Raw genomic sequence first — 18,359 nt, 5'->3', positions numbered from 1 at the left:
ATATATTATTTTAACTAATTTAAGTTGTCAAGGACTGTCCTAAGAACAGTCCTTATATAGCTCACACTCTCATTGAAATATTCTGAACTGCTACTAGCAGTGATATCCTAGAAGTAATTGTGCATAGAGGGTAGTTTGCCGGCCATATCTATAGCATACAGTTTTGAAATATATTATTTTGATTATTGGACAACTTGGTAATCAAACGAGTATGTCTGCCCAGCAGCGGGAGCAGATGTAAAGTTAATCGCAAAACCCGTAGTCGTTTTGGTAACATAGTAGCTCACAAGTGAAGCTGAACTACTAGTGGATGTTAGGGTTATTTTTGGTGCCGAGCCATACTCAGAGCTAAATGTTACCTCCAGCTGTTTTCCTGTTGATAGGTCATGAGTTGGTAAGTTTTGAGTTCCACTGATATAGGTTATTGTTCCGGCTGTGTCATTACCTTCTATTGATACTGTTCCGTTTTGACCTACTACAGTGTTGGCGCCAAGAACTACTGTTGGAGTAGCTCCAGCGGTGATAATCTTTCCATTGACCGTTAGGTTAGCTACGGTGGTGTTGCCAGTTACAGTTAGGTTGGTTAGAGTTGTATAACCAGCTACAGTAAGATTACCGATTAATTGAGTGTTACCAGCGACACGTAAGTTACCAGAGAAGTTTCCAGACTCGACCACTGATAGTCGAGCATCCATGGATTGGACTTGGACGTCGAGTTGTTGGACTGATTTAACCAGAAGTGATGACATCAAGTTATATGCAACTCCAGACAGCTGACCGTCTGCGTACTCTGCCAATAATGGGCTAACTTGTTCGACCTCTTCAGCAACAAAACCAATCGAATGCTGATTATTGTCAATATTCCAGTCAAATTCGACCGGGTGCAGTAACCTTAACGTATTTATGTCAAGCGTAAGATCCGCTATGTTGTCTTTAAACTTTCTTAGGGAGCTGCAGGTTCCAATTATGTAAGCACCAAATCCATCTGTCGCCGTAGACCGACAAGCGTTTGTAGCGCCTACGGCTGTGTTTGAAGACGCTATACCTCCACCTATGTAACCACCAAAAACTGAATTCGATGCATTTATGTTCGTTACACGTACAGTATTAGAGTTTGGCCTAAGGTATAGATCCCCTGCTCCTGTATCTATATAGCCATTGGTTCCATTATGATGAATACGCGTATAGTACGATGCGTTCGTATCATCTACTACATATAGATCTGCATTGGCTCCGCTTATGTAAAAATCACCGTTGTCATCATTGTTAAGCCGAGCATAGGTGTCGGAGTCATAATAGGCATACAAGATGTATGATGAGTTAGCTGCGGTGCCTATTCCCAGATTACCCCCGGAAACCGTGAGATCACCAGCGAAATCGGCGACACCCGTAGATTGGATTGAGAATCTTACAGTACCACCCGTAAAAATTCTAAAGGAGTCTTGGTAGACATCCAGTACATAGCTGTCTATGGAGGTATCGTAATCAGCTGAGGTGTAAAGTGTTATCTGTCCACCTTCTGATGTACCCGCACCACCACCATAAATCCTTAATTGCCTATCACCTGAACCAGAATCGTTAACTCCAAGATAGATAGTATTTGAAGAAACTGTTGTATCGTTTGCCAAGGTTATACTGCCTGTACTTTGAACAGTAAGTACATTTGTGGTTGTGTTATACCCAAACGTAGCTTCATCTGATGTTGAAGTCCCAAGGTGAATTGTTTCGCCACCCAAGTAAATATTAGCCCATCTATGAGTGTTGTCGCCCAAATCATAAGTGTCGTCTGTGCCCGGTAGAACATTTCCCTGAATCGTGACATTACCTCCATTCGCTACGGTAAATACTGTTGAACCTCCATCTTTAAGCTGCAAGATATCCCCCGTAGAAGTATTATTATCTACTATCAGTCCTACTTGTGAGCCACCTGCTTGAGACTTAACTTCTAGTCTTGCGCCAGGGGATGCGGTACCTACACCAAGGTTACCTGTACTAAGTGTTGTGCCTGTTCCGTTAATAGTTGTCCCATACAGTATATTTCCAATATTCAACTGGTAATCACCTGTTGCCGAAGTTGCATCAATCTCGTTACCGATAAGGATGTTGTAACTACCTGTGGTTAAGTTATCTCCTGCTTTGTAGCCTAAGAAAAGGTTTTCTGCTCCTGTTGTAGTAGAGCCAGCTTCAAAGCCAAGGGCAGTATTGTAGTTGCCAGTACTGTTTATTAATGCTGAGCCACCGACTGCAGTGTTTTGAGTACCGCTAACGTTTGTAGTTAATGCTTGTTGACCGATGGCAATGTTTGAAGCACCGTCATCATTAGAACTTAGAGCATTAGAGCCGATTGCTACGTTATAGTATCCGGCCACATTGTTTAGGAGCGCGTTACTACCTACGCCAACGTTTTGACCTCCAGAACCGTCATCGATATAGCCTGCTCTGTATCCTAAATAGACTGTATATTCATCTGGGGCACGGATGCTAAATAGCTCAGCTCCAGTTGAGTCTTGACCCTGAACGATTGCGGTATTTGTTTGAGTTGCGTTCGCCTTAATCAATAGTTGGATTTCGTCTGCAGTGCCTACGACGGCAAATTTGGCACTTTGCGATGAGCTAGAACCGACAACAAGTTGATCAGACGTAGACGTGAGATAGGTGTGTGCGCCGGCATCGGTGAATAAACCAGTTCCACAACTACCCCAACTAGGAGCTACCCCTACTCCATTAGATATTAGACACGAACCGGAAGCTACGGCTGCTAACTTACCCCATGTGTTAGCTGCTGAACCATAAAGTAAATCGCCTGTAGTCACCGTTGTTTGACCAGTGCCGCCATAAGTTGCACCTATTTGTGTTCCATTCCAGGTACCGACCGTTATGGTTCCACCTGAAACAGATAGACCATTGACGGCTGTAGCACTTAGGCTACCACCTGAGATGGTACCACCAGAGATAGTAGCGCCGTTTAGTGTAGAGCTACAAGCAAATGCTCCAGTAGAGTTAGTGACTGTACAGCCAGTTGAGCCTGAGCCACCACCTAGGAGGATGTCACCAGTGCTTGTGCCGCCTATCTGGACTTGGCCAGTGGTGCCAGCGTTAAGACTAATGTTAGTAGCTGCGGTAGAAGCACTTATGCTTGGGTTAGCACCTGAGAATGTAAGTGTTGTGGCATTGAAGGTGTTGGTATTAATGGTTGAACTAGTAGATATAGTCGTAATTCCTGAGAGGGCTCCTGCCGTAGAAACTGTGAAGGCTGTCGACGCAAGGCTGAAGGTATCTAATGAATCCCCTACTGTGATCGTATCTGCGTCGGCGTTAGTTCCGAGAGTCAGTGTGTCACAGGCAGCGGAGTTACATAGACTTAGTGCTGTGGCTGTAGTATTACCAATACCTAGAGTCGTAGCAGTATTTGAGTCTATGGATACTACTTTAAGCGCTCCGGCTCCGGTAACAGACCAGCCAGTTGAGTTGATGGCAGTAGTATCTAAGCTATCCCCAATCGTGATCGTGTCAGCATCAGCATTGTTGGCTAGAGTGAGGGTGTCACAGGCAGCGGAGTTACAGATAGAAACGCTAGTAGCCGTAGTATTGCCAACTGCTAACGCTCCAGCTGCTGAGGTATCTAGTGCTGATGTAAGTACTGAGCTTCCAAAGATACCAGTGCCAGATATATTTAGATGACCCGTCTGTTGTGAGCCCGGTGTAGTACCTTGAAGCTGTACATAGTTAGATGATCCTGAGGATGGGGCAAACGCTGTACATGTCAGCGTGTCACCTATGGTGGTTACGGCTGTACCAGCAGAACAGGCTGCTGGGTAGTTAGATAGAGCTGTCCAATCGACAGTACTAGATGAACCAATGGTTAGAGTATCACTTACGTTACCGTCAGCTAACGTACCAGCGACTTCAGCTGTAGCTAGATCTATGGCATCAGTGGTCGAGCCAGAACCAATAAATATAGATGAGGTTAGAGTATCTGAGACATAGGCATCTGTTAGGGCTGTGCCATTCCAGGTACCGACCGTTATGGTTCCACCTGAAACAGATAGACCATTGACGGCTGTAGCACTTAGGCTACCACCTGAGATGGTACCACCAGAGATAGTAGCGCCGTTTAGTGTAGAGCTACAAGCAAATGCTCCAGTAGAGTTAGTGACTGTACAGCCAGTTGAGCCTGAGCCACCACCTAGGAGGATGTCACCAGTGCTTGTGCCGCCTATCTGGACTTGGCCAGTGGTGCCAGCGTTAATTGTAGTATCAGTTGCGGTTGCGGCGCTAATGGCGAGCGCCCCAGCAGATGTAATTGATGGTGTGGATACACTAGTAGAGAATGTTGGGTTATTAACTGTAGCAATGGTTATTGTGTCTGTCGCTCCACCCGTCGTAGTAATATTGCCACCGGCAGCAATCGTTAAGGTGTCACCATTGGTAATCGTCTGATTAGAGCCTGATGTCCCGGCTAAGGTAAAGCTAGTTATGCCGGAGCCGGAGCCCCCGGCTACATCACCATTTGCTCGCCATAGTGCATCGGCCGCATCATAGATAAGAGTAATAGATGAGCCGACTGGCAACGACACGTCCGCACCAGTACCGGTCGTAATACGATTAGCTGCGCTTGAGGAGCCAGAATTGTTAGATATAGTAGCACTAGCAGATCCGGCATTAACTATGGTTAGGATTTTTCCATCTGCACCACCAGCGATACCGGTAATAGTTTGAGCACTAGCGCCGGTTAGGCGGTAAAGTCCTGCATTGCCAAAATTAACGTTATTAGAAGTACCGGTTGTAGAATAGTCCGTTCCTTTTTGAGTCGCAATTGCACCAACATTTGCTACTGTTAGCGAACCACTAAACGTCTTATCCCCTGCAAAGGTTTGAGTGGTAGTATTGACTAGTCCTGGATAGGTAGCACTTGCAGATTGCAGATAGATGGTTGTACCAGATATAAATGCACCTTTGGCATCTGGCGTGCCTCCATCTAATGCTCCGACTGTCGTAACACCCGACCCCCCACCTCCCCCATCATCATCAGAACAGGATATAACTCCTGAGCCATTGGCTGTTAGTGCTCCACCATTGGCATTGCCGGTACAGTCTAGACTGGCAATGGTGAAGGCTCCAGCCCCACTGAAGGTGAAGTCTGGGTCGGTAGTGGCGTTACCAAAGTAGAGAGCACTGGCGTTAGCTGCACCGAGTCGGATGACACCTGTAGTACCGGTAGCTGTACCAGTGTCGATCAGGATGTCTCCAGAGTTTGATGTGGCTCCACTGGCATCTCCTGAGCCAATCACGACGTCTGACGAGTCAGTTGAGGCCGAGTTAGTGTCGGCACTGTTCAGAGCTCTAGAGATAGCCGAGACAAACGAGAATGGTGTGGCGGTTATCTGCAACCTTGGACTCATTTCACCATCCCAGCTTGGGGAGCCACCGTTACCACCAATGTTGATGCTGAGGTAGAGTTGTTGACTCCAGTCGATGCCAGAACCAAAGGCAGTGACACTACCGAGGTTGGCTGTCAGATAGCCATTCTGGACAGCGATCACGTTAGCTCCAGTTCGAGTTTCCAGCCACAGACAGTCGTCAGTGCTACTGTCGAGTGAACAGACACCCTGAGCTGAGGCTCCAGAGGCTAGAGAGTCGTAGATCTTAAACTCTACATGGTAGTTACCATCAGGGATTAGAGCCCCAGTGTTAGATTGAAGTCTAGCCTGGAAGTTTAGTTGGCTACTGGGGGCGGCTTGGGCAGGTTTAGCTAAAACACCAAACAGCACACTGCTGGGGACGATGACAGCGAACAGTACGAAAATTGCTCGCTGCAGCAGTGTGCTGGTTGAAATTTTAGGTCTGGACATGCCAAAACAGCGCTTGTAGGCGCTTTTTTTACCATTCCGACTGGTACAGCACGATTTTAGGGAGTCCCTTCCCGTTTGGTGCATTACTACCTCTGTTTTTGTTTGTATTTATTTGAGTGATGTTTGTATTTATTTAGACAAAAAATTTGTTCACTCAGCAATATTTTACAACTTATATGGCTGGACTAACTAATTGTTCTCTGATGAGTTTTCCACAGCCAGAATCAAGACAACTACTAAGCTATTTCAGTAATCTCTAGAACTGTTTTTTGCTGCCTGTGACCGCGCTGTTTATGAACACGTTTTTTGGCTTTGTAGCGGATAGAGGTAACTTTGTCTTCTTTAACCATTTCTTCTAACACCTTGGCGCTGACCTTGGCCTTATCAACCTCAGGTTTACCTACGCTGACTAAATCACCATCTATCACTAGAAGTGGGCTAAAGTCTACTGTTTTGCCGACACCCTTAAGCAGTTCGACCTTTATTTGGTCGCCTTCGCTTACAAGATACTGTTTACCACCGGTACTGATAACTGCTTTTTTCATTGTGTTTAACTCTTTTTCCTTAAAATACGGGTCAAATTTTAACAGATATACCCAAAGTTTACAAGAGACTGGCTATATTTTAGATACCCTAAAAACAACACCCCAAGCATCTGACTTATAAATCTTCTCCGAATCACCCTCTAGGCCAACGACTTCTTCAACCGCATCTGCCAGGGTTTCGGTCTGAATATATGCCTCATGGTCTTTAATTGCCGCTTTTGCCAGTGTGTCGGCTTTAAACTCTAGTTTTATATGGTCGCTAATATCTAACCCAATTTGTTTTCGACTTTGCTGAACAAGTCGCACAAATTCCCTAATTGCACCTTCTGCAATAAGATCGTTGGTCAGATCTGTATCCAGCAATATATTGTATTGCTTAGAGACTTCAAAGCTGACTTGCTTAACATTCATTTCTTCGGCAACTATTTCTAGCACATCGGCGGCTAGCTCTTGATTGTCGTAAATAGTTAATTTGGCGAGCGGTTGGCGAACCTTAATTCCAGATTCGGCTCGAGCGGCTAGTCCATCCGTAATATAGGTTCTGGTTCGTTGCATCACCTCGAGTAAATCTGCATCCTTAGCGATTGCATCAGGCCAATCTTGCAAGTGGACCGACTGTTCATCACCACTCACCTGCTGATAGATATAATCGGCCATGAACGGTGCAAACGGTGCTAAAACTTTCGAGAAGTTAACTAATATGTAATACAGAGTATGGTAGGCCATCTCCTTGTCGTTGTCGTTTATCGACTTCCAGAAGCGCTTTCGACTGCGTCTAACGTACCAATTCGAAAGATCATCGATAAATTGACCAACTGTCTTTACGGCGTTAGGTAAATCGTAGACCAACATATGCTGCTCTACATGAGCCCTTAGATCTTCGTAAACTGATAGCACCCAGCGATCAAGGATGTTGGTAGAGTCTGGAGCAATTAGGTGTTCTGGTTTAGATTGCCAGTTATCTGCCTCAGCGTACAAAATAAAGAAATCTAATGTGTTCATTAACGTAGTTAACTTACGATGGACATCCGCTACATCTTTGTCGATTAAGGCATAATCTTCGCCGTTTAATAGTGGTGAGCCGACTAATAGTAGTCGGTACGCATCGGCACTGTAGGTATCGACAAGCTCGACTGGATCGGTATAGTTGCCAAAACTTTTGCTCATTTTGCGACCATCATTACCGGCTATCGTGCCCGTTACTACAACGTTTTTGAAAGCTGGTTTACCAAACAGCCCTATAGAAACAGCATGCATGTAGTAAAACCAGGCTCTCACCTGAGCTACATACTCGACAATAAAGTCTCCGGGGAAATTTTGTTCGAACTGTTGCTTATTCTCGAACGGATAATGATATTGCGCAAAAGGCATAGACCCAGCCTCGAACCAGCTATCCATAACCTTGTCTATGCGTTCATATTTAACACCATCTATTGTAAATGTAACATCATCTATCCACGGTCGATGATAGTCTTTTAAGACCACGCCAGACAGCTTTTCTAGTTCTTTGTAGCTACCTAACACTTTGGTGTGAGTTACTCCGTTGTCGTCTTTACCACGCCATACAGGTAGTGGAGTCGCCCAAAATCTGTCACGAGACAAGTTCCAGTCCGGTGCGCTATCGACAGTATTTTTAAATCGACCATTTTTTATATGTTTCGGCCACCAATTAATTTCTTTGTTCGTTTCAAGCATTTCGTGTCTTTGGCTAGCAATATCCATAAACCAGCTAGGATGGGCCCGGTACATCAGTTTTGTTTGACAGCGATGGCAATGTGGATAGCTGTGCGTAATGTACTCAATCTTCCAGACTATACCGCGTTCTTTGAGCTCTTTGGCTATCTGTTTGTTTACCTCCCAGATATTATGACCCAGCCAATCTCCCATGGTAAAAAAGCCATTCTCATCTGTAGACATTACCCAGGGTATATCGTTCTGCTTACTCAGCTCGTAGTCTTCTTCACCATATGCGGGTGATTCGTGTGCAATACCCGTGCCTTCATCTGTATGAATAAAATCTGCATGCCATATCTTGAAAGCATTTTCGTGCTTGAGTACTTCTACGGGCTCAAAAAGTGGTTCATAGCTCATGCCTTCGAGCTGTTTTCCAGTGATTGTTTTAAGCTTTTTATATACCAATACTTGGTGTTTTTCGTCGGTCAAAGCTTTATCGAGTAAATCTTCGGCAAGTACAAGTATCTCCCCATCGAGCTCAACGGCCACGTAGTTTATATTTCGATCTATGGCTAAAGCACTATTAGACGGTAAAGTCCACGGTGTTGTAGTCCAAGCTAGTAGGCTTGCACTTTTTAGGCCAAGTTTGGTATTGGCAGTTCTAGAAAGTTTAAAACGTACATAGACACTAGGATCTGTCACATCCTGGTAAGAGTTATCCATGGCTATTTCGGCCTTTGCAAGCGGCGTAGCATCTCGCGTACAGTACATCAGGACTTTTTCACCTTCATAGATACTACCTTTGTCGTATAGCGTTTTAAACGCCCACCAGACACTTTCCATAAAGTCTTTGTCCATAGTTTTGTAGGCATTCTTAAACTCGACCCAGCGACCAATTCTGTCGATAGTATCTTCCCACTCGCTGCCAGTCTGAATCATGTTTTCACGACAGGTAATAATATAATCTTCGAGGCTGATTTTGTTGCCTATATCGCGTTTGTCGTGAATTCCGAGCTTTTTCTCTGTAAAAACCTCTGCAGGTAGTCCATGACAATCCCAGCCCCAACGCCGTTCAACGCGCTTGCCTTTCATTGTCCAGAATCGAGGCACTACATCTTTAACGACACTAGATAGCAGCGTACCGTGGTGTGGTTGTCCTGTAATAAAAGGTGGACCATCGTAGAAAACATAGCCATTATCAGAACTCCTAAAAGCAACACTTTTTTCGAAAGTTTTATCTGCTTTCCACTTTTTAATAAGCTTTTTTTCAAGCTCAGCATGACTAGTTTTGGGTAATTTAGTGTATTTCATAAGAATCCCTATATGTTATATGCTTGGATCCTTGTAATAGGAGGTACCATCCAAGTTTCTGATTTACAGACACTTTTGGTTACTGTCACTTACGCGGACATCTGGCGAGAGATTTTACTTGCCGTAATGGCTTTCTTTCTCCTACTTCGTGGCTGATAACCACTCATTCACTGTTTGTGAAACGTATTTTGTAAATTGTGAGTAAATTGTAACACAAGTACTATAAAGAGTGAAATTATTGCAAGGTCGTACCCTGGGACAGTACTTGTTTATTGATGTGTGTAGTAAGACACATCGTTTGCTAAAGGCAGAGTGCCCTGTGATAGATTAACCACTTGACCGTCGTCGGATGTTACGAGCAGGCTTGGTGTTTGCATAACATCGTACAGCGAAGCTAGCGAGCTGCCATCTCTGGTATTTAAGTCCATAAGTTGAATATCATTTTCTCCACGACCTTTAAGATCATGCATAAAATCACGAATCACTGGTTCGTTTTCGGTATGTGAACGATAAAATAAATATACCCTCATCTCTGAGGGTATATTATACATAAACACTATTGTTTTAGCTACAGCCGGTTGTTGTCCCACACGCCGTACACACGTAACAGCTGCCACTTCTTTGTGTTTGATTGCCACAGTTAAAACACATTGGGCCAGATGTGTCGAGAACTTTTGTTACTTTTTGAGCAGTTATTTTAGTGCTCGACTCGATTATTTCATCTTCTGTGCCTAAACTATCCGTTGTGCTTATGTCTACATCTAAACTAACTTGCCTATCTGTTATTTGATGCTCCATGTCATCAATACTTGCAAGACCTAGCTCTAAACGATCGTCGAAAGACAGGTATAATCCAGCCAGCTTTCTAAAAATATAGTCGACTATCGAACTAGCTGTCCGGATGTCTGTATCGTCGGTGATACCGGCTGGGGCAAAGGACATATTTATGAACGCCTTTACATAGCTTTTGAGAGGTACCCCGTACTGGAGACCATGACTAACGCTAATCGCAAACGCGTCCATGATGCCTGCCAGAGTTGAGCCTTGCTTGGCCACACTCATGAATACTTCTCCTGGGTTGCCATCTTCGTATTCACCAACAGTCACATAGCCACTACTACCAGAAATTTTAAAGGAGAATGTTTTCGAGTTGCGCACTTTCGGCATTTTCTTGCGCACGGCGCCTTTTAAGATGAATCCACTGTTTGAGCCATCAGATGTTAAAGGCACGGTCTTATCTACATCCGAAGTATCAGAATCTTTTTTGGCCATCTTGAGCGGTTGAGCAACTTTACAGTTATCACGATATATTGCGACTGCTTTGAGGCCAAGCTTCCACGACTCCATATGAAGCTGCTCTACCTCTTCAACAGAAACATTCTCTGGCATATTAACCGTCTTGCTAATTGCGCCCGATAGGAATGGCTGAACAGCGCCCATCATCTTAATATGGCCTAAGTAGTGAATCGGGTTATCACCCATAGAGCAAGCAAAGACAGGGAGGTCTTTTTGCTTAAGATGTGGCGCCCCTACTATTGTCTTTTCTACATCGATATATTCTGTTATCTCTTTAATTTGTGCCTTGTTGTAGCCAAGAGTGTGTAGAGCCTGTGGAATTGTCTGATTGACAATTGTCATCGAACCACCACCCACAAGGGTCTTAAGTTTTACTAAGCCTAGGTCTGGTTCGATGCCGGTTGTGTCGCAATCCATCATTAAACCGATGGTGCCGGTAGGTGCTAGCACGGTAGCTTGTGAGTTGCGCACTCCATATAGCTCACTCAGCTCAACAGCTTCATCCCAAGCTGTGGTGGCTGCACTGAGGAGATCTTCACGAACCATACTTGCATCAATATCTGAAACGGCTTGCCGATGCAGCTTAATTATCTTGTTCATATTTTCACGATCTTTATGATACCCAGCAAAAGGCCCAACTCTTCTGGCTATTCGAGCACTGGTAGCATAGGCATGGCCTGTCATTAGGGCGGTGATGCTAGCAGCCTGTGCTCGACCCTCATCTGAATCATATGGTAATCCTTGTGCCATTAGCAGTGCACCGAGGTTTGCATACCCCATTCCTAGCTCACGGTATGCTCTAGCGTTTTTAGCAATAGACTCGGTTGGGTATTCTGAATAACCTACTAATATCTCTTGGGCAGTAAAAACAATCTCGACCGTGTGCTTAAATTGACTAGTGTCGAAGCTACCATCGGCTTTCAGGTACTTGAGTAAGTTGATACTAGCTAGATTACAGGCAGAATTATCGAGGTGCATATATTCACTGCAGGGATTACTACCGTTAATCCGACCAGCATTTGGTGTTGTGTGCCATTTATTGATTGTTGTGTCGAATTGCAGGCCCGGATCTGCACATTCCCAGGCGGCTTCGGCTATCTGGTGAAATAGTTCCCTGGCCTTTACTGTTTCAACCGCCTTACCGGTAGTAACCGCGTTCAGGCTCCAGTCTGCGTCTTGCTCAACTGCATGCATAAAATCATCAGTCACACGAACTGAGTTATTGGCATTCTGGTACTGTATGCTGAAAGCATCAGCACCATTCAAGCTCATGTCGAAACCAGCCTCAGTTAGGGCTCTACTTTTACGTTCTTCGCGAGCTTTGCACCAGATGAACTCTTCGATATCTGGATGCTCGACATCTAGAATTACCATTTTGGCTGCTCGTCGAGTTTTACCACCAGACTTAATTGTGCCGGCACTTGCGTCGGCGCCACGCATAAAGCTAACTGGTCCACTCGCATAGCCGCCACTGCCAGATAGTAGCTCTTTCGAGGATCGAATCCGACTTAGGTTAACTCCGGCCCCAGAACCACCTTTAAAAATCACGCCCTCTTCGGTGTACCAGTTTAGGATGGAGCTCATAGTATCTTCAACACCCAGAATAAAACAGGCACTTGCCTGTTGCGAGCGGTCTGGAACGCCGATATTAAACCATACAGGTGAATTAAACGAGGCCCTCTGAGTAGCTAGGATGTATCTTAATTCTTCACAAAAAACCTCTACCTCTGCTTCATCCGCAAAATAACCCTCTTTTAGGCCGTGTTTGGCAACAGTCTCGACAACACGATTAATAAGCTGTTTTAGGGAGTGTTCCCGATCTTTGGTACCAGGTGTACCAGTAAAGTATTTCTGGGCAACAATATTTATCGCATTCTGCGACCAGCCAACCGGAAATTCTAGATTATTTTGCTCAAAAACTATTTCTCCGGTCGACGGGTTTACTAGTTTTGATTCTCGCTTTTCCCACTGGAGGTCTTCGTAAGCTTTGCTCCCCGGTTTAGTAAATAAGCGCTTTGGCGCCAACAGCGTATTTTGTGTCATATTTGTACCCTCATTAATTAATATTTGTTTGTTTTGAAACACACCTCACACATAGCATGCTTCTAGATATCGCAAAAAGACTTTTTTGAGATATCTAGAAATTACTAAGAACTAAAGTTTTTTTGTTTTACGATGTGCGCGAATTCTAGCTAGCTCAGCTTCGAAGCTCGCTAAAGTATCGAATCGCCGATAAACGCTAGCAAATCGTACATAAGCGACTTCATTAACGTCGGCCAAGTGCTCGATCACAATCTCGCCAATTGCGCGACTTGAAATCTCGGACTCGCCTGCTTCAATCAGCTCCTTTTCGATATGATCAACCACAGATTCTAGCTGCATCTTAGATACGGGAGTTTTCTCGCAAGCACGGATTAGGCCGGCAAGCAGTTTGTCTCGACTAAATAGCTCTCTTGTATTGTTGTTCTTAACAACTACAAGTTGGGGTAGCTCGACACGTTCATACGTAGTGAACCTAACCTTACAGATCGGGCATTCTCGACGACGTCGAATCGACTCGCCTTCACCAACAGTTCGCGACTCAATTACCCGAGTATCACCGAAATCACATTGCGTACATCTCATCTAATATCCTATCAACGTACCCTACATGTAGCGTAGTTATGGTTATTTTAGTCCTAGCAGTAGCGTTTTGCAATTGTATAATACGCATCATTTTAAGAAGTTGGGACGTTATTTCTTGTTGTCTTTTTTACCCTTTTTTAATCTTCTTAAGAATGAGGGCTTATCGAGCTCTGCTTCGACATCGTCTGTCCACATGTTGACTGTATTGTCGGTGTTAAAACTATCGATCACTTCTTTATTTAGAGCACCTTCGTCTTGGAGACTCATATCGATATCTTTGGCTAGGTCTTCGATTCTGACTTCTGAATGATCGTCTAGAGGCTCACCTCGCTTTGCTGCCTCGGCACGAGCAGCTTCGTCAGCGACACCTTTGGTAGGAGCTTTTGATCGATTATTATAGTAAGCTTCGTCGAATCCTGTTGCTACAACAGTTACGATTATCTCGCCCTCGATCTCTGGGTTAATTGTAGCTCCAAAAATAATATTCGCGTCAGGATCTGCAGCAGCTGTAATTGTTTCGGCGGCCTGGTTGATTTCATGCATGGCCATGTCCGAACCACCAATAACATTAAACAATATGCCTCTAGCGCCATCTATAGATACTTCAAGAAGCGGCGATTCGATTGCTTGGGTAGCAGCCACAACCGCTCGGTCTTCTCCACTGGCACGTCCGATACCCATAAGCGCCGAGCCAGAGTTCTGCATAATCGTCTTGACGTCTGCAAAGTCGAGATTAATGACACCGTGTACGGTAATTAGATCGGATATACCCTGAACTCCTTGACGCAAGACGTCATCAGCAATCTTAAAAGCTTCGAGAAGAGGAGTTTTGCGGTCAATTGTCTGGAGAAGTCGATCGTTTGGGATGGTTATCAGCGTATCGACATTGCTCGCTAAGTGATGTATTGCAAACTCAGCATTGCGACGACGACGATCACCTTCAAACAGGAATGGCTTAGTAGCAAAGCCTACTACAAGCGCACCCTGCTCGTGAGCGACGTCGGCCACGATATGAGCAGCTCCTGAACCTGTGCCACCACCAGCCCCAATAGTGATAAAGACCATATCAGCGCCTTCAAGTACTTTAGCAATTTCATCGCGAGATTCTTCGGCGGCTGATTGGCCGACCATTGGATCCGCTCCAGATCCGAGACCACGTGTAGTTTCTTTACCGATATGCACTTTTTTGTCTGCTAGCGAATGATGTAAGGCCTGAGCGTCTGTATTAATAACAACAAATTCAACATTCTGAACCCCAGACTCAATCATCCGGTTAACTGCTGCTCCTCCGGCTCCGCCGACACCAACAACTTTAATCCTTGCAAACGTTTCTATCTCTGGTACAACTTGCTTGGCCATAGCTATGTAGGATTCTCCTCGCTTTAATATGTACCAGTGTACCACGAACTGAATAAGTTGTTTATATCAATGCGATTTTTTTGTGCTCAGAGTATTTAGCGTCGACGAAAGATTTGTTTCAGCTTACCTAGACCATCCAACTGAGCGCCCTTAACATGGGCATCCTGAATGCCCGAAAGAAGCATGTCCAATGTCATTAAACCAACTGCCGTATGGTAGTGTGACTGACTCACAGAGTCCGACAGACCACTAAATCCGGCTAGCTTACCTTTTCTGACCGCTAACTGAAGATTGTCCTTCAAAATATGCTCGATACCACTAAGCTGAGCGCCTCCGCCAGTAATAATGATGCCTCCTGGTAACTTGCGTGAGTAGCCGGCGCGTTTTAACTCTTTATCGATTTGCTCAGCCAACTCTTCTAGCCTTGCGCGTACAATCATATCAACATCTTCTAGACTAAAAGTAAGGTGTTCTCTACCTATAGCAAGTTGTTTTGTACCTCGTTGTTTTTGCTCTAGGTCGACATATTCGCGCTTAATTTTTTCGGCTACTTCTAGCTCTGTTCTTAAGCCAATAGCCAGATCGTTCGTGATATGCATCGAGCCAACAGGTATGACCGCAACGTGCTCAACTTCGCCTTCATCCATGACAGCAATGTTGGTTGTGCCCGCACCAATATCGATAACTGCAGATCCAGACTCACGGCTCTCTCTATCTAGGACGGCCTCTGCAGCTGCTAGTGCCGAGGTAGTATGGTGATTGATGTTAAGTCTCAGATTATTAGTCAGTAGATCGTCAAGCGACCGCAAAATCGGTGTGCTAGCCGTCATGATTAGTGCATCAACCTCCAGTCTTACAGCTTGCATACCAACAGGATCTTTGATCCCACCCTGCCCATCAATAAAATAGTTCTTCGCAAAAAGCTGGATTATCTCCCTGTTAGGGGGTAGTTGCATAATCGTAGCTGCATCCTCGACTCGATATCGATCATCAACATGCACCGTCCGGTCTGAATTACTAATAGCAACCACACCCCGTGAAGTCTCCGATTCAACATGACTGCCGTTAACATTGACTGTTACTGATTGAATTCGGTGACCTGTCACTCTTTCGGCCTCCTCGACCGCAGCCGCAATACTTTGCCCAACCTCTTCGGGATGAACAATTACTCCTTTACGCATTCCTCGGTTTGGACTAGATCCAAAACCAATGATACTTAAGGCTCCGTCGTTGAGTCTGTCTGGTTCACCTACAACACACCTGACACCTGTAGTTCCAATGTCTAGTCCAGCAAAAAGGCTTTGGTTACGCATGACTGCACCAAATTATAACCTTAAGCGATTACCTCGGCAAGCAAGCCTAGCGTGCGATTATCTCGTAACCCTTATCTGTAACTAGGACCGTATGCTCATGTTGCGAAGCTTGAGTACGATCGGCCGACAGAATCGTCCAGCCATCTTCATGAATATATATTTGACCGCTGCCAAGTGTAGCGATCGGTTCGATAGCAATTGTTTCTCCCGCCTGAAGCTGGTAAGGACGCGCATAGGCTAAATAATTAGGGATCTCTGGATCCTCATGAAGCTTTTCACCAACACCATGACCGACTAACTCAAGAACGATTCCTAGTCGATGTCTCTCCAGAACCGCTTCTATAGCCTCGGATATGTCCGAAACATAAGCACCGGCTTTTACTTGCTTCAAACCTGCAGCAAGCGCCTCTTTGGTACCGTTAATTAATCTGGCTACATCTTTGCTTGGTTGACCAGCACACACCGTTCTACCAGCGTCCGTAATCATGTCTTTGTAGCGAACACCCAGATCGAGATTGACCGCATCTCCTTCATTGACTATTCGTTCGCTAGGAATTCCGTGCTGAACTTCGTCTGCGATTGAAATACATATAACATCTGGGAAATCTGGCAGTCCAGGCATATTCTTTACACCAAGAAAAGCCGGTTCTCCCCCCAGTCTTTTGATTTCATCGCGAGCCATTTTGGCGAGTTCTTTACCGGATATACCAGGAGTGATTTTTGCCGTTAGCATATCTAGAACTGAGGTTAAAATTAAACCCGATTCACGCATGGCGGCAATTTGCTGGTCGGTTTTAATTCTGCCCATTTTCTTCAACTATCTGTTTTATTTGTGAATATACTGACTCCACATCGCTATTACCATCAACAATATAGATAGGCGTCAGTTGTTCGGCAAAATATTCGGCCACGTGCTCTGTCTGTTTATGGAATATCTTGATGCGTTCTTCTATAGCCTCTGCGTTGTCGTCCTGACGACCGCGCAATTGCATGCGACGTCTTATCTCGGCTTCGTCAACCTGGATAATGATGTATCCGACAACATCGGCACCGTATGTCTCTACCAACCATCGAGCCTCGTAGAAATCTCTCGGAAAACCGTCGAGCATAACTCGGCTATGGTCTTCTTGATATTTATCCAACTCAGTACTTACAAGTTTATCGACATAATCGTCGTCGACTAGCTCTCCGTCGAGCATTTCGGCTAATTCCTCGCCCTTTGCCTGGTTGCGTAATAAATTTCCAGCTGATATCCAGATAAAGTCAGACCGCTCTGACAGAAGTCTTGCTTGGGTAGTCTTACCGGCTCCGGGTGGTCCTGAAATAATAAACATTCTACTAGTTTAGCCTAGAGTTAATTGCCTTAGCAATGTCTGCCTTACTGGCGCTTTCACCCACTTTGCCGACAACTAAACCGATTAGCCTGCCCATATTCTGTTTCTCGAAGGCGATATCGTTTGTTTTTGCTACTTCTTGAATCACTGCTAGCAGTTCAGGCTCGGTTAGTTGCTTAGGTAGAAACTCTTCGAGTACGGCCACCTCGGCAGTCTCTTTTTTGGCATGGTCATCACGTCCTGCTTGCATATACAGCTCAATTGCATCTGTGCGCATTTTTATTTGTTTGCGTACGGTGGCAATGAAGTCGGACTGATCATAATCTTGCTTTTCTTTTTGCTCGAGATTTACGGCGCTCTTAAGCATCTTTAATACATCAACTCGAACTTGGTCGCGGCTAATCAGTGCCTGCTTTAGCTCTGCATCCAGGCGCTGCATGGCTTAGCGCTTCCCGGTTTTAGCCTTGTAATTCTTTCGGGCAATGGCAGATTTACGACGTTCGACTTTGCTAAGTGGCTTGGTGTGAAACTGCTGATTTTTTGCGGCAGCTAAAACACCAGATTGCTGAACTTTGCGGGTAAAACGACGCAACATTGCATCGGCCGATTCTTTTCCATCTTTGCGGGTAACTTGTATCATCGATTGCACAGTTTACTATAGGGGTAAGATTATTGCAAGTATCTAAACTAGTAGGCCTAGATTGTCATGCCACCAGTACCACTTCGGCGGGTTGATGGTTTTTGAGTTTTTAAAACAATGCTTTGGAGTTCTTTAAATATAATAAAGTGTTTGTTAGTTGAGTACACCTTGGTATTACCTTGCTTTTCGCTTACTAAAAAGCCTGTTTTCTCGAGTCGTTTGAGCTCACGCTGAATGTTGCCTGCATCTTCTTTGATAAGTTTAGCAAGACCCCGAACGTGTGTTTTGAAGTCTGGGTACTTGGCGTACACAACTACAATTTTTCGTCGAACTCGTGATGTAATAAATACGTCTAACATAACCTCTATTGTCTTTCACACAACAGTATGCCGAATCATTTTGAATTTGGC

13 protein-coding genes are annotated in these 18,359 nt (G+C 44.9%); all 13 read right to left on the bottom strand.

Annotated elements, in window-relative coordinates:
* Nucleotides 1–182: 182 nt before the first annotated feature.
* A complete protein-coding gene (locus H6798_02105; GenBank protein ID MCB9821305.1) occupies nucleotides 183–5,852 on the bottom strand; it encodes a tail fiber domain-containing protein in 5,670 nt (1,889 codons plus the stop codon).
* A gap of 236 nt (nucleotides 5,853–6,088) precedes the next feature.
* A complete protein-coding gene (gene rplU, locus H6798_02100; protein ID MCB9821304.1) occupies nucleotides 6,089–6,397 on the bottom strand; it encodes a 50S ribosomal protein L21 in 309 nt (102 codons plus the stop codon).
* Nucleotides 6,398–6,469: 72 nt separating this feature from the next.
* A complete protein-coding gene (locus H6798_02095) occupies nucleotides 6,470–9,382 on the bottom strand; it encodes an isoleucine--tRNA ligase (GenBank protein ID MCB9821303.1) in 2,913 nt (970 codons plus the stop codon).
* A 269-nt stretch (nucleotides 9,383–9,651) separates the two neighbouring features.
* Complete coding sequence (locus tag H6798_02090) at nucleotides 9,652–9,912, bottom strand: hypothetical protein (protein MCB9821302.1); 261 nt, start codon at nucleotides 9,910–9,912, stop codon at nucleotides 9,652–9,654.
* Nucleotides 9,913–9,946: 34 nt separating this feature from the next.
* Entirely contained in the window at nucleotides 9,947–12,721 is a 2,775-nt protein-coding gene (locus H6798_02085; protein ID MCB9821301.1) for a vitamin B12-dependent ribonucleotide reductase, read from the bottom strand.
* A 111-nt stretch (nucleotides 12,722–12,832) separates the two neighbouring features.
* Nucleotides 12,833–13,303 (bottom strand): transcriptional regulator NrdR, encoded by a 471-nt coding sequence (nrdR, locus tag H6798_02080; protein MCB9821300.1) that lies wholly within the window; start codon nucleotides 13,301–13,303, stop codon nucleotides 12,833–12,835.
* Nucleotides 13,304–13,411: 108 nt separating this feature from the next.
* Nucleotides 13,412–14,662: a cell division protein FtsZ gene (gene ftsZ, locus H6798_02075; GenBank protein ID MCB9821299.1), complete on the bottom strand. Its 1,251-nt coding sequence runs from the start codon at nucleotides 14,660–14,662 to the stop codon at nucleotides 13,412–13,414.
* A 95-nt stretch (nucleotides 14,663–14,757) separates the two neighbouring features.
* Nucleotides 14,758–15,975, bottom strand: a complete 1,218-nt coding sequence (ftsA, locus tag H6798_02070; protein ID MCB9821298.1) for a cell division protein FtsA — start codon at nucleotides 15,973–15,975, stop codon at nucleotides 14,758–14,760.
* A gap of 46 nt (nucleotides 15,976–16,021) precedes the next feature.
* Nucleotides 16,022–16,783, bottom strand: coding sequence for a type I methionyl aminopeptidase (map, locus tag H6798_02065; protein ID MCB9821297.1), 762 nt, complete (start codon nucleotides 16,781–16,783; stop codon nucleotides 16,022–16,024).
* The gene (locus tag H6798_02060) at nucleotides 16,770–17,309 is read right to left on the bottom strand and encodes a nucleoside monophosphate kinase (protein ID MCB9821296.1); all 540 of its coding nucleotides are present in this window, start codon (nucleotides 17,307–17,309) and stop codon (nucleotides 16,770–16,772) included. The genes map and H6798_02060 overlap by 14 nt, the downstream gene beginning before the upstream one ends.
* Before the next feature lie 4 nt (nucleotides 17,310–17,313).
* Nucleotides 17,314–17,748: a GatB/YqeY domain-containing protein gene (locus tag H6798_02055; GenBank protein ID MCB9821295.1), complete on the bottom strand. Its 435-nt coding sequence runs from the start codon at nucleotides 17,746–17,748 to the stop codon at nucleotides 17,314–17,316.
* 3 nt (nucleotides 17,749–17,751) lie between these two features.
* Complete coding sequence (rpsU, locus tag H6798_02050; protein MCB9821294.1) at nucleotides 17,752–17,949, bottom strand: 30S ribosomal protein S21; 198 nt, start codon at nucleotides 17,947–17,949, stop codon at nucleotides 17,752–17,754.
* Between the two features lie 56 nt (nucleotides 17,950–18,005).
* Entirely contained in the window at nucleotides 18,006–18,308 is a 303-nt protein-coding gene (locus H6798_02045) for a winged helix-turn-helix transcriptional regulator (protein MCB9821293.1), read from the bottom strand.
* Nucleotides 18,309–18,359: the final 51 nt, after the last annotated feature.

It is taken from the genome of Candidatus Nomurabacteria bacterium, from assembly GCA_020631905.1.
Classification (GTDB): Bacteria; Patescibacteriota; Saccharimonadia; order Saccharimonadales; family VXPC01; genus JACKGQ01.
The sequence above is the reverse complement of the archived record's forward strand: the minus strand, read 5'-3'. Positions and strand labels throughout refer to the sequence as shown.